This window comes from Shewanella hanedai, assembly GCF_007197645.1.
Taxonomy (GTDB): domain Bacteria; phylum Pseudomonadota; class Gammaproteobacteria; order Enterobacterales; family Shewanellaceae; genus Shewanella; species Shewanella hanedai.
Map to the genome: position 1 here is coordinate 73,724 of NZ_VKGK01000007.1, position 13,813 is coordinate 87,536.

At 45.3% G+C, this 13,813-nt stretch carries 10 protein-coding genes; all 10 read right to left on the bottom strand.

Annotated features, from left to right (window positions below; genetic code table 11):
* Nucleotides 1–75: 75 nt before the first annotated feature.
* Entirely contained in the window at nt 76–939 is an 864-nt protein-coding gene (locus FN961_RS07820; RefSeq protein ID WP_143563995.1) for a DUF3014 domain-containing protein, read from the bottom strand.
* 142 nt (nt 940–1,081) lie between these two features.
* Nucleotides 1,082–3,157: an ATP-dependent DNA helicase RecG gene (gene recG, locus FN961_RS07825; RefSeq protein WP_143563996.1), complete on the bottom strand. Its 2,076-nt coding sequence runs from the start codon at nt 3,155–3,157 to the stop codon at nt 1,082–1,084.
* Between the two features lie 104 nt (nt 3,158–3,261).
* Nucleotides 3,262–3,858 (bottom strand): response regulator transcription factor, encoded by a 597-nt coding sequence (locus FN961_RS07830; RefSeq protein ID WP_143563997.1) that lies wholly within the window; start codon nt 3,856–3,858, stop codon nt 3,262–3,264.
* Complete coding sequence (locus FN961_RS07835) at nt 3,855–4,958, bottom strand: sensor histidine kinase (protein WP_143563998.1); 1,104 nt, start codon at nt 4,956–4,958, stop codon at nt 3,855–3,857. The genes FN961_RS07830 and FN961_RS07835 overlap by 4 nt, the downstream gene beginning before the upstream one ends.
* An 85-nt stretch (nt 4,959–5,043) precedes the next feature.
* Nucleotides 5,044–5,724 (bottom strand): tetratricopeptide repeat protein, encoded by a 681-nt coding sequence (locus FN961_RS07840; protein ID WP_143563999.1) that lies wholly within the window; start codon nt 5,722–5,724, stop codon nt 5,044–5,046.
* Between the two features lie 199 nt (nt 5,725–5,923).
* Nucleotides 5,924–6,856: a calcium/sodium antiporter gene (locus FN961_RS07845; protein WP_143564000.1), complete on the bottom strand. Its 933-nt coding sequence runs from the start codon at nt 6,854–6,856 to the stop codon at nt 5,924–5,926.
* 187 nt (nt 6,857–7,043) lie between these two features.
* On the bottom strand, nt 7,044–8,699 hold the full coding sequence (locus tag FN961_RS07850; protein WP_143564001.1) for an AMP-binding protein: 1,656 nt from the start codon (nt 8,697–8,699) through the stop codon (nt 7,044–7,046).
* 1,800 nt (nt 8,700–10,499) lie between these two features.
* Nucleotides 10,500–11,204, bottom strand: a complete 705-nt coding sequence (trmH, locus tag FN961_RS07860; protein WP_143564003.1) for a tRNA (guanosine(18)-2'-O)-methyltransferase TrmH — start codon at nt 11,202–11,204, stop codon at nt 10,500–10,502.
* A gap of 84 nt (nt 11,205–11,288) precedes the next feature.
* Entirely contained in the window at nt 11,289–11,672 is a 384-nt protein-coding gene (locus tag FN961_RS07865; RefSeq protein ID WP_143564004.1) for a RidA family protein, read from the bottom strand.
* A 25-nt stretch (nt 11,673–11,697) separates the two neighbouring features.
* A complete protein-coding gene (gene spoT, locus FN961_RS07870) occupies nt 11,698–13,806 on the bottom strand; it encodes a bifunctional GTP diphosphokinase/guanosine-3',5'-bis pyrophosphate 3'-pyrophosphohydrolase (RefSeq protein ID WP_143564005.1) in 2,109 nt (702 codons plus the stop codon).
* Nucleotides 13,807–13,813 lie beyond the last annotated feature (7 nt).

Below are 13,813 nucleotides of genomic sequence, written 5' to 3' on the forward strand. Positions count from 1 at the left end.
TGTGTAAGGTAATATTTTATTAACCTGCAGCTAACATGCTGCAGGTTAACGGTTGAGCAAAGATGATGTGCGGGTCTAGTTTGCTAAGTTCTTTTTCAACTTACGCAGAGCCGCTTTTACTTTTTTGCTGTTCTCCGGTCCCATTCTGACCAGTAGCTTTTGAGCATTTGGTAAGGATTCTAGCTGTGGATCAACAAATTGATAGTTCACACTCACACCATCAAGTTCTATTGGTGTATCGATAATTGGCGCATCGAGCATAATATCGATAGCTTCCACCATGCGATCATTAAAGTCCATATCGCCATAGCCTAGCTCTTTGAATGCTTCGCCTAACAAGGGGGTTAACTCTTGATAAGTTTTAGTGAGCTGCTCTTCATTTAGACCGCTAATGAAGTCTGCATAGAGATCATATCTGTGGTAACTATCAGGGTTTAGATAGGTCTTGTTGGTGATCTCAGAAACCGTAAACACTTGATTCGGTGCTTTAAGCGGACTGACTTTACGGGCTATTTGACCTTGAGCTAAGTTATCAACGAAAACAACAAAATGTCTGACAAGATCTTTCTCTACCATTAATGGTTCGATCTTCATTCCGTCAGCCATCTCTATGGCTTTTTGGTTAACAAACTCATCACTATCAGATAATGTCGGCAGAGGCTCAACTTGAGGGACGATGACGGCTTCCTCAACGATCACTGGTTCAGCTTCGACAATAGTTTCAGGGATTGGTGCCTCGGTTTGCAGTGGCTCACTGGGGATTGGATCCGGCAGTTCGACAACCTCTATCACTTCCGATTGGGCAGCTTCTTGAGCGTTAAAGTAGTAGTAAACACCGCCTGCGAGCAGTAATACAACGACGATAGCCGCGATGGCGACCGCATTAGCTCCAGCAGACTTTTCCTGTGGTGCTATTCTATCTTCTTGATTGACTTGCATTTAGCATCCTTTGAACAAACTACTTGATGACATTAGCGTTGATTGGCATTAGCTTCCATTGTGCAATAATCAACGCACTTGTCTAGCGAAGTTAGACAAATTAAAAAATAATTAATTTAACTAGTTAAATTGAAAAGCATTATTAGGCTTGTACGTACTGTTCTCGATCTCCTAACCAACGCTGGACTATGCCGTCGACATTATCGGGGACTTGCTGCATCACATGCACGGCGAGTTTTTGAATGTGAGGAATAAGAGCTTGATCGCGCATCAAGTCGGCAATCTTCATATCAGCGACACCAGTCTGTTTTGTACCAAGCACTTCACCCGGACCTCTAATTTCCAGATCTTTTTGAGCGATAACGAAACCATCATTACTCTTTCTGAGGACACCTAAACGCTTAGTGGCCATTTGAGAAAGTGGCGCTTTATACATTAAGAGGCAGTGGCTGGCGACTGAACCTCGTCCCACTCGCCCTCGAAGTTGATGCAGTTGGGCTAGCCCTAAGCGCTCCGGATTTTCGATGATCATTAAACTCGCATTAGGCACATCTACGCCTACTTCAATGACCGTGGTGGCGACCAATAGGTTTAGCTTTCCTGATTTAAATTCGGCCATCACGGCCTGCTTTTCAGAAGATTTCATGCGCCCATGGACTAAGCCAATGTTCAATTCGGCCAAGGCAATGGTGAGTTCGGCTGCAGTGTCTTCTGCCGCCTGACATTCAAGAACCTCAGATTCGTCGATAAGGGTGCAGACCCAATACACTTGGCGGCCATCATTGGTCACCGCTTGCCTGACACGCTCTATCACTTCATTGCGTCGTACATCCGATACGGCAACCGTGGTGACCGGTGTTCTTCCTGGTGGAAGCTCATCAATCACAGAGGTATCAAGATCGGCATAGGCTGTCATTGCCAAGGTGCGAGGAATTGGTGTGGCTGTCATGATCAATTGATGGGGATGAAACCCTTGGCTTACCCCTTTTTCCCTAAGACCGAGACGTTGATGAACACCGAATCTGTGCTGCTCATCAATGATGATCAGGGCGAGCTTGTTAAAGATCACCTTGTCTTGAAAAATGGCATGGGTGCCTATCACTATATGGGCATCGCCGCTTTCAATATCAGCTAAAGATTGTGCTCTTGCCTTGCCTTTGAGCTTACCCGCTAACCAACCGACCTTTAATCCTAATGGTTCGAACCATTGACTAAAGTTAACCGCATGCTGCTCAGCAAGAAGTTCGGTCGGCGCCATCATGGCCACTTGATAACCATTTTCGATTGCTTGCAGGGCTGCAAGGGCGGCCACTAAGGTTTTTCCGGAGCCTACGTCACCTTGAACAAGGCGCATCATGGGAGATGGCTTTTCAAGATCCTTGCAGATATCAAGGCCAACTCTGTGCTGCGCGCCAGTGGGTTTAAAGGGGAGAGCTTTTAGAAAAGGGTTGAGAAGCTGTCCGGTAGCCGGCATTGAGATTGCTTTGTCTCGATTACTGCGTTGACGAAGCTTTAACATGCTGAGGTTGTGAGCCAGTAACTCTTCTTGAATCAGTCTTTGTTGCGCTGGGTGTATGCCCTGTTCAAGTTCATACAGTGCTACGCCATTATGAGGGCGATGTAACAGCTGTAGCGCTTCTTTAAGGCTTAAATTATTGGGTTGAAGCTGAGGCGGAAGCAGTTCTTGAAGACCGCCATTTTCCAGCATTAGCAGTGCTTGATCGGTTAGCTTTATCCAGCTTGCTTGCTTAAGCCCTTCGGTTGTCGGATAAACTGGAGTCAGAATATCGCTCAGCGCTTCTGGCTCGTGATCATTAACGAGCTTATATTCGGGATGAACAATTTCAGCTTGATGACCACTGCGACGGATCTCTCCGTACGCTCGGATCCGTGCACCATTTTCTAACCCATTCTTCTGTGCGACCGAGAAATTGAAAAACCTTAAGATCAATGAGCCAGTATCGTCTCTGACAGTACAGGTCAGCATGCGTTTGCGACCTTGAATGATCTGACTGGATTGGATAATGGCTTCTATGGTGCCATAGCTGCCAGGATAAAGAGAGGCGATGGGGTAGATCTGGGTACGGTCTTCGTAACGCAGTGGCAGGTGGAATAGAATATCTTGCACTGTATTGATGCCGAGCTTAGCTAAGCGTTCAGCCATTTTCTTGGCAACACCATTAAGTTCAGTGACAGGAACAAGATCGAGTCTATTCAAGGCCGATACCATTTTATTGTTGAGTGGTAGAACACTCAAACACTGTGTTTATATACATATACTATCAGATAAATGGATGATGGCAATCTTAAGCGTTATTTAGGTTATAACCAGCCTTTTTGCTTTGCTATTCGTGCTGCATCGATTCGATTAGAACCATTGAGTTTACTCGTAGCTTCTGATAGATAATTGCGCACTGTGCCTTCGGCGATAAAAAGACAAGCGGCTATCTCAGCTGTGCTCTTTCCTTCGCTGGCGAGCCGCAGTGCTTTGCGCTCTTTATCATTAAGCGGATCGTGTTCGCCGACCGCCATGATCGCAAGTTCGGGATCGATAACCCGCTTTCCTGCCATCACTTGTTTTATCCCTTGAGTGAGGCTCTCAGAGGGAGCATCTTTTAACAGAAATCCCCCTGCGCCAGATTCGATGGCGCGTTTGACATAACCTGCTCTGCCAAAAGTGGTGAGAATGATGACCTTGATAGGGGAGTCCTGTTTCTGACACCACTGAGCAAGTTCGAGCCCAGTGAGTCCTGGCATCTCAATGTCAGTCAGCAGCAGGTCAAACTCTTGGGTTTTCAGCAAAGCCAACGCCTCATCGCCATCGCATGCTTGTGTGATGTCGAACTCGTCATTTAAGCTGAGCAAAGCGGCCAGTGCACCTCTGACCATGGCTTGATCTTCTGCCAATAAGATTCTCATTGGTCTAGGTTTCCTTGTTTGGGCAATGTGATGCTGAAACGGCACTCCTGATTTAAAGAGTAATCTAATCTACCTTGAAATTCAGTTAGCCTCTCTTTAATCCCGCTTAAACCATTGCCCTCTTCGATAGTGTCTGTTTTGCCGTTATCAGTCACATTAATACAGATCTCTGTTTCAGATTCAATAAAACTTATAGTACAAATGTCTGCCTGACTGTGGTGGATGATGTTATTGCACAGCTCGGTTAAACTTAAGATGATTTGTGTTTCAACTTGTGGTGTTAGCTGCGGTATATCACCTTCTAAACTTACGCTTAAGCCTTTATCACGTAGCGTTTGGCACAGTAGCATGACGCTGGATGTCAGCCCTTTATGTTTATATCCAGAGACGGTTTGGCGTATCTGGCTTAGGCTGCCTCTGGCTATTTCATTTAACTCCTTGAGTTGTACTTGTGCTTGGGCTAACTCATTTCTTTCCAAGAGTTTTTCCGCCAATTCTGCCTTAAGTGAGATACTGGATAAGTTGTGGCCCATGATGTCGTGCAGATCTCTGGCGATTCTTTCTCGCTCCAGCATCGTGGCGAGTTGGCTGATTTCAGCCTGACTACGGCGCTCACTGGACAGATTTTCGACTTGCTTACGTCTTGCGATACCGATGAGGCCAATACTGGCGATGAGCATGCTACCGTAACCCACAAAATAGTAATAATTGAACCCGATAACGAGGTTGAGTAAGACCAAGAGCACGATTAAGGCTAAAAAGCCTAATAACGCTCTCTTTAATGGGTAGTAAAACCCAATAAAGAAACTTGCAAACGTAAATAGCGACAATGAGCCTGGATTAATGGGGGTTATCAAGGAGCCTATGGCGATCATTGATAGTATAGGGTAAATAGCTTTATCTTTCGGGCTGCGATATGCCCAGAAATAACAGTAGATAAAAGGGATTAAGACCAACAGGCTTAAGCCTATTTTCCACGCAGGCATCTCATTGAGGACTAGGGGGATAAAATAGAAAACCAGATTGACGAGATAGATCCAAGAAAATTTATCTTCCGTCGTTTGAACCGGTTCCTTTGAGGCGACATTAGTCTCGTTCATGATTGTTGTCCGTATAGCTTATAACAATTGGTATTACTGTCAAAGCCGCTTAACTGAAAGCTAAGCGGCATTCGAAGAGGCTTGATTAGTTGGTCATTGCTACGTTCTGTTGCAGAAGGAAACTTGCCCAGCCGTAGTCCGGTTGTATTTCGATAGCTGCCAACCAATCGGCAATCGCGCCCTGTGCATCGCCCATATTCTGCTTTGCCAATCCACGCCAAGTATAGGCTTCTGCATGTCCCCAGCAGATGTCGTCACAGGGATTACTGTAAAGCTCTATCGCTTTAGTACTTAAATCCAGTGCCTTTTTCATACTACCACCAAACATTACTGGTGTGTTGAATGCCGATATTGCCTCTACTAGCACGACGCGTGGATTATAAGGTTCAAGCTCTTGTGCTTGTGCGAGTGCTTGTCCAAGTTTAGGGCCTAAACTTGCGCCAAGCATACTATCAAGCCCGATCTGCATACCGTAAACCGACGCCAGTAGAGCTAAGTTGTCAGCATCTGTTTGGCTGAGGTTCTCAAGTGTCGATTGAGCCGATGTTAAAGCGTTGACCGCAGTATCGCGCTGACCGAGTATGTTGGCCGTTATGGCGAGACGATAGTTAGCATAGGCTTGATCATAACCTTGGGTTTGCTGACTTAGCTTGTGAAGGGCTGTTAGGTTCATCGTATTAGAAGCGGCATCAATGGCCGGGATCTCATTAGCGTGAGTGAGTCCTGAAACAAGTGCTATAGTGGTGATAAGAATCGTTAATTTCATGTCAATCTCCTTTTGTTGGGTACAGAACAATTATGGAGATTGCTAAGGGATTTTTGCAGATACAAAGGTCATGAGATCGGCATGACAAATGTCACTTTCGATTCAACTTACAGAATGAAAAAAGCCACCGAGCAGTGTCGGTGGCTTTTTAGAGATTGAGCTGCAACTGTAACTGTAACAGTAGCTGTAACGAGTGTATTTACGCAGAGGCTTGAACGACCAGGTAACCGATATAAGCAAGATAGCTGACTAAAAGGATTGCACCTTCACGTCTGCCGATCCTAAAGCCAGTCCAAGCAAAAGGCAGAACCAGTAGTGCAAGCAGTAACATAACAAGCAGATCAAAATCTTGAATGCCAGCAGCTGCGATTGGGTGGATAAGGGCGGTAACACCCAAAATACCCAAAATATTAAATAGGTTTGAACCGACGATATTACCGATAGCAATGTCGCTTTGACCTTTGCGAGCGGCAACAACAGAGGTCACAAGTTCAGGCATGCTAGTACCGATAGCCACAATCGTTAAGCCGATGATGACTTCGCTGATCCCGAAGGTTTTAGCCAGTTCAACAGCACCATCAACAAACAGTATTCCGCCACCCACCAACATACTTATGCCGATAATGATAAAGAGAACTGAGAGCATCGGGTTTTGTGGGCTGGTATCTAGCTCTTCGCTTTCGCCGCTGTTTCTACTACTGATATAGCTGAAACTTAAATAGCCGACTAATAAGCTGGTGAGCAATGCGCCGTCCCAGAAACTGAGTCCACCATCAAGTAATAGTCCCCAAAACAGCATAGTGGCAGCGATCATGATTGGTATATCGCGCTTCACCATTTGTGATTGCACTTGAATGGGACGAATTAAGGCTGTAATAGCCAGAATAAGACCAATGTTGGCGATGTTTGAGCCGATAACATTGCCTAATGCAATACCGCTGTTACCAGCGATAGCAGACTTTAAACTTACGGCTAACTCAGGTGCACTTGTACCGAAAGCAACAATGGTTAAGCCTATGATTAAAGGCGTTATTCCCAATTTTAGGGCGATTGCGCTGGCACCACGAACTAAGGCTTCAGCTCCTAAAGTTAGGATGACAAAGCCACCGACAATAGAGAGTAAAATTAACATTTTTGGTCCATCTAATTAAGGGGGATAGAATTTTGGATACGCTAGCTTAAGGATTTTTTATGACAAGGCAACAAACTTAAGCACAAGCGGCATTAATCTTAATTCATTAAGATATCATTTAAAAAAGCTAAAAAGAAAGCACGCTTGAAGCGTGCTTTAAAATTAACGACTTACTAGAATCTAGAACTTAAATCTCCGATTCCCAGCGAATTTTACCACCACGAATGCCATCGGAGATATCGCTGAACTTTTTCTCTAAAACATGACGTTTAATCTTCAATGTTGGCGTGAGTATATCATTATCTACGTCCCAAGGCTCAGTGACGACAATGATGGCATCAATGGTTTCATGGGATTCAAGGTTTGGATTGATACTATCGAGTGTGGCTTTGAGTGAACTGCGCACCTCTTCTCTAGGCTGTAACTTCGCGCCCTCGGATAGTTGCACTAGGGCAATCGGATGAGGGAGACCTGAGCCTATTACGCATAACAGTTCGATATGAGGGTCTTGGGCGAGCTTACGTTCAATCGGTACAGGGGCGACATATTTCCCTTTAGACGTTTTGAAATTATCTTTAACGCGCCCAGTGATCGTCACGCAACCATCGGCATCGATAGAGCAGAGATCGCCGGTACGGAAATACCCTTCTTCATCAAATGAAGCGGCTGTCACCTCATCTTGCTTGTAGTAGCCTGTCATCAAACCAGGACTCTTAACCAACAACTCCCCATTTTCGGTTTGTTTAATTGAACAACCTTCGACAGCACGACCCACGGTGCCAATCTTACTGGCGTCGAACGGAAAGTTAATGATTGAGTAGGCGCTGTTTTCTGTCATTCCCCAAGCTTCACTGATATTGAGCCCTATCTTGTGATACCAAGCGATCAATGAAGGTGGAATAGGGGCAGAGCCTGAACCAAGCAGACGGCAATGTTCAAGCCCGAGTCCTGCATGGATTTTCTTTTTCACTATGCCGCTGACGATTGGCAACTTAAGCAGGAAATTAAGCTTATCGTAGCCGATTTTATCGATAATATTTTTCTGGAACAGACTCCAAAGACGTGGCACTGAAAAGAAGACAGTAGGGCGAGCTCGCTGCACATCGGCGACAAAACTATCTAAACTCTCGACAAAAGCGACGCAGCTACCGGAATAGAAAGAGGAACCTTCCATAGCGACACGCTCAGTGATGTGAGCGAGCGGCAGATAGGAGAGCAGCCTGTCTTCGACATCAGTGTTCAGATCGCGAACTACCGCCTGACATGTCCAGCCATAACTGGAAAATGTCAGCATGGCGCCTTTAGGCTTGCCAGTTGAACCGGAGGTGTAGATGAGCGTCATCATCTGCTCTGGTAAAGCAAAAGGGGCATCGATTAATGGCTGACCTAGCTTAAGTAGGCTGCTCCATGAGTATTGAGCTGGCATGGTCTCGTAGGGCATCGCCATTCTGAGAATATCGCCGCCCACGCCGGCTTCTTGGTCTGCCCAGTAATCCAGCTTGCCGATAAAGATGGCTTTCGCTTCGCTGTGCTCAAGCACATAACGTATGGTGTCGGCATTGGCTGTAGGGTAAATAGGTACGCTGATGTAGCCGCCATGCATCAGGGCGAGATCGGTAATAAACCATTCGGCGCAATTCTTTGAAAGCACAGCCACTTTGTCACCGGGTTCAAGGCCTAAATGGCGTAATGCCCCAGCGATTTTTTGCATCTGTTGTTGCACATCGCGCCAGGTAAAATCTTGGTATTGGCCGTTGATGGGTTGTCTGAGATAGGTGCTATCCCCTTGCTTTTCAACCCACTGAGATAACATTTCTACTGGGGTTTTAATTGTCGATTCCATCAGCGACTCCATGATTTAATTAGTGACTCTCTTAACGGGAATGTTTCATTTTAGTTTTTATTTTCAAACGATTGAGAAATACCAATGGGTATCAACACATTGATTATGTCGAAAAATGTGATCTAAAACAAATTGTTTGAATAACTGTGAGGAGAATCATTGTAAAAGTGGTGTCAGCCTTCGAATGAAGGCTTGATTACATTTTCTGGTTTGGTTCATTTGGCTGAGTTGGAATTAGGGTGGTGATGCTGTACTTTGTTTTGTACTTCTCCGTGGTGAATAGTCTTTGTTTGAATTGTTTAGCTAAAAGACAAAAGCTTGTTCTCACCACGGTGAATATGGCGAAGCCATAAGTTTATGAACGAGATACAGGGACTGTAGAACTGGCTGTTAAACAGGGACGTTATTGTGCTGCGCTTCGGTTTGGCTTGTGATTTTGTATTTTGTTTTAGCATTTCTCCGTGGCCCTCAGTGTCCTCCGTGGTGGAAGTTTTAGCCTTCGAATTTTTCCTAAGAAAGCCCTTCTTCAAACTTAAGCCCTTCAACAGCTTGAGTTAACTACCGCTGTCAGTCACTGTTTAAACCAAATTAGCGACAATTCCACTATTGAGAGAGTATTTAATTGCTGATGTATCGGTGGTTTCCCTGCTTTAGCTACGAGCAGAGTTGAAAGCTCGCCGCAGGCTCGCTATGTTATTGACTTATTGTGGGTGGCAAGTAAATTCTGTTTTAGTCCGTTAGACTCAAAAATATGTGTAGGAACACAAGTATGACAAAGGAAGTTGAATGAAACTTATCATCTACTCAATATCAGTTATCGAACAGATCTAAAGTCCAAAGCCAATATCAAAAAATGTAAATGCCTATAGCATGAAGTGTACGAATGAATCTGGACTAGGCTGCGGGTAGCCCAACAAGCGATTTATGCTTTGAAGACAGCGCAATGCATAAATAGTAAGAGGTTAAGGACAGGAAATTATGCGAACTGAAATAAAGTCTCGTTTAGATAGTGAGTTAAGAAAAAACAAATTAGTAAAGATCATTTTATTTTTGGTTGTGTTTCCCGTTTGTTGTTTTTTAATATATTCGTTAATAGACCCTAGCTCAATTAAAGGTTCGAATGTAATTGGTGTTTCAATTAATAGGCATACTCTGTTGCATGATGAAGGACATACGAACTATTTGCACATCAGAGTGGAAAATGACGATCGAATAATAAAAGTAACATTACCTCGATCTGTACCTATAAAAGTGGGGGTTAAGGTCATGCTACGAAAGCTGGAGAGGTCTTCATCTAGAAAGGCTAAGTATAAATTTTTAATGTATTTAAAGTGAAGAACTTCTAGGAAGTTGTTAAAGCTTTCATGTTGTTTGCAAAATAATAAGGGGCAACAAATTGTGCCCGTATTGCTCACGGTCTATGTTATGGGGCATTGTCGTATATTCGATTGTTATATTTTTTCAAATTTTAATCGTTATTTCTAGAGTTTTAGCACTCACACACTTCTGTTCAAATTCGAGTTGTGAGTCGGAACGTCTAAATCGAAGAGATAAACATTCAGGTGTGAACGCGGCTGTGACCTTCGACAGCAAGGACGCTGTGGTAGAGGCTATAGGGACATACTTGCGGCGTGTCACAGAAGTGTTTGCACTTAAGCCCACGGCAGGTGATAGGTAAACATGAAGCTATGGTATTCAGCAAACAAACCAAATACCAAACCAGCCCAATGAACCCAACCTAAAAAATATTTGAAACTTGTTATTCGACAAGTATTTAGTCTTGGGTTGCGAAGAGAGTCGTTAAGCTTCGATAGGGGGGTGATATGTGGGGGATCGCATTTTTTCCCACCATAGGTCATCTGCTAAAATTTGCCCTTCGTGATCGACCTGAGGGTAAGGGATATTTTTACGACGACATGCCTTGGCGTAGATTGGGTGACCTTGCTCAAAAAGCATTGTCTGGCAGTATGCTTCATCGAGTTTTCGAGTGCCATAAAGCCCTGCTGCTTGCCTTTGTCTCTGAGCTTCATACATCACGAGTGCTGAGGCCACCGAGACGTTGAGCGACTGCACCATGCCTATCATTGGGATGATGATATGCTGATCTGCAGCAGCGATCCCTTCAGGACTCACACCGTCATGTTCATTGCCTAAGATGATGGCCGTTGGGCGGGTGTAATCGATGTCGCGGAAATCAACTGCACTGTCTGAAAATGTGGTGGCGAGGATTTGCATCCCCTGGGCGCGAAGCGCTTGCTGAGCATCATCCATATGATAATGCTTAACTGTTTTGACCCATTGCTGGCTGCCAGAAGCGGTATTGCCTGAAACTCGCATTTCGATGTCCGGCCAAACCGCATGAATTTGATGGATACCAACGGCATCGGCTGTGCGGATCACTGCGGCGATGTTATTGGTCTTATGAACACGATCTAAACAGAGAGTGAGGTCGGGTTGGCGGTTATCTAGCATCTCATTGATGCGTGCAAAACGTTCTGGGCTCATGGCTAATTTCTAATATTTCTTCAGGGAGTTTGGGTGTAATAACAAAAGGGCGCCGTAGCGCCCTAGTATGAAGGTGAGGAAGAGTTAAATCTCCATCACTCCGTCCATCTCTACCAAAGAATCTTTAGGCAGTTGCTTTACACCAATTGCTGCGCGAGCTGGATAAGGTTGAGTAAAGTAACGTCCCATGATCTCATTGACGGTGGCGAAGTTGCTTAAATCTGTCATGAAGATATTGAGCTTGACGATGTCACTGAGCGAACCGCCAGCGGCTTCACAAACAGCGGTCAAGTTGTCAAAAACCTGCACGACTTGGGCAGCAAACTCATCGCTCACGATCTGCATGCTTGTTGGGTCGAGCGGGATTTGACCAGAAAGGTAGACAGTATTGCCAACTTTAACTGCTTGAGAATAAGTGCCGATAGCCTGTGGTGCTTTATCGGTTGCTATGATGCTTTTTTCCGCCATAACTCTCTCTCCTAACTGTATCTGATTATCGATTACGGGATGTACGTAATACTTCAGGCAACACCCTGATACGACGCATCACGTTGGCTAAATGAACTCGGTCAGTGACCGAAATTCGTAAATTGATTAAGAAAACTCTGCCGTCACGCTCTTCTGTGCTGAGGTTGTGAATGTTCGCGCCTCCTGCGGCGACGATAGAGGTGATCTTTGCCAATGCGCCTTGGTGGTTAACGATTTCCACGCGCAAATTCGCTTGGAATTCGACGCCTTCTGCGTTGTCCCACTGCACTGGAATATATTTGTCTGGCTCGCCTTGATATCCGCGGATATTGGCGCAGCTTTCCATGTGAACGACTAAACCTTTACCCGGGCTTACATGGGCAATGACTGCATCGCCAGGAATAGGGCGGCAACAGTTGGCAAATGTGACTAACATGCCTTCAGCACCACGGATCGGCATCATGTTGGATTCTTTGTGCTCATGAGGGATCTGCGCCTGATCATCTTTAAGGCGTTGTGCGATCACGATACTCATGGCATTACCCAGGCCGATGTCGATGAGTAGTTCTTCAAGGGTATTATGTTTTGTCTCACTGACTACTTTGTCGATTATCTCTGGCGCAATCATGTCGAGTTTGGTTTCACCCAACGCATGATTAAGTAGGCGTTTACCTAAGATAACCGCGTCTTCTTCTTTTAGACTTTTCAGAAGTTGACGTATCTTAGCGCGCGCTTTACCGGTCACAACAAAGTTTAACCAAGCCGCATTAGGACGAGCGCCTTTAGCGGTAATAATCTCGACAGTTTGACCTGAGATCAAAGGCTGACTAAGCGGGTATGCTTGACGATTAACTCGGGCACCGACACAGGTATTACCAACATCGGTATGTACGGCATAAGCAAAATCGACTGGAGTTGCGCCAACCGGCAGTTCTAAAATGCGACCTTCAGGGGTAAAGACGTAGATCTCTTCAGGGAAAAGTTCGGTCTTAAAGTTTTCAACAAACTCAAATGAGGTGCTCGCACTCTGCTGCAACTCAAGAAGACTCTGCATCCACTTACGAGCACGAACTTGTGTCGTTGTGCCTTGTTCTGCTGAGCTGCCTTTCTTGTAAATCCAGTGTGCTGCTACACCCTTATCAGCCATCTGGTCCATATCTTCAGTACGAATTTGGATCTCAACGGGCACGCCGTGAGGACCAAACAGTGATGTATGGAGTGACTGATAGCCGTTGGCTTTGGGAATGGCAATATAATCTTTGAATCGGCCTGGACGCGGTTTATATAAACCATGCATGGCACCCATGACGCGATAACAGGTATCGATGGAGTCAACAATCACGCGGAAGGCGTAGATATCCATGACTTCCTGAAATTGAAGCTCTTTACTGCGCATCTTGTTGTAGATGGAGTAGAGGTTTTTCTCTCGGCCCTTTACAGTGCCGGGGATCTTAGTGTCTTCGAGGCGAGTGTGAACTGCAGCCTCAATACTCTGAATCAGCTCTTTACGATTACCACGAGCAGCTTTTACGACCTCTTTAAGTACGCGATAGCGCATTGGGTAATAAGCTTGAAAACCAAGGTCTTCCAATTCAATCTTGATATTATGAATACCGAGACGGTTGGCGATAGGAGCATAAATTTCGAGGGTTTCCCGCGCTATACGTCGACGCTTGTCAGGCCTTAAAGCCCCAAGGGTGCGCATATTGTGGGTTCGATCGGCTAATTTGATCAGAATAACTCGAATATCTTGAGTCATTGCCATCATCATTTTGCGGAAGTTTTCAGCCTGAGCTTCTTTCTTATCGCGGAATTTTAGCTTGTCGAGTTTTGAGACGCCTTCAACCAATTCGGCAATGGATTCACTAAATAATTCAGCGAGTTCCTCTTTGGTTACCGGGGTGTCTTCAATGGTGTCGTGCAGAAGTGCAGCCATAAGCGTCTCATGATCGAGACGCATATCGGCCAGGATGCGGGCAACCGCAACCGGATGTGTGATATAAGGTTCACCACTTGTGCGCATTTGACCTTCATGGGCATCACGCGCCACCTGATAGGCCTGCTTGAGTAATTCTACCTGATCGGGTTCTAAATATACCGATGCAGACTCTTTGAGACCTTCAAACAGATACAAGTGGTTA

Excerpts from the sequence above, each read along its gene's own strand:
- FN961_RS07830 (WP_143563997.1), bottom strand. The coding sequence starts at position 3,858 with ATGAGAATCTTATTGGCAGAAGATCAAGCCATGGTCAGAGGTGCACTG.
- FN961_RS07820 (WP_143563995.1), bottom strand. The coding sequence starts at position 939 with ATGCAAGTCAATCAAGAAGATAGAATAGCACCACAGGAAAAGTCTGCT.
- trmH (WP_143564003.1), bottom strand. The coding sequence starts at position 11,204 with ATGAGCCCAGAACGTTTTGCACGCATCAATGAGATGCTAGATAACCGC.
- FN961_RS07840 (WP_143563999.1), bottom strand. The coding sequence starts at position 5,724 with ATGAAATTAACGATTCTTATCACCACTATAGCACTTGTTTCAGGACTC.
- FN961_RS07835 (WP_143563998.1), bottom strand. The coding sequence starts at position 4,958 with ATGAACGAGACTAATGTCGCCTCAAAGGAACCGGTTCAAACGACGGAA.
- FN961_RS07865 (WP_143564004.1), bottom strand. The coding sequence starts at position 11,672 with ATGGCGGAAAAAAGCATCATAGCAACCGATAAAGCACCACAGGCTATC.
- FN961_RS07845 (WP_143564000.1), bottom strand. The coding sequence starts at position 6,856 with ATGTTAATTTTACTCTCTATTGTCGGTGGCTTTGTCATCCTAACTTTA.
- FN961_RS07850 (WP_143564001.1), bottom strand. The coding sequence starts at position 8,699 with ATGGAATCGACAATTAAAACCCCAGTAGAAATGTTATCTCAGTGGGTT.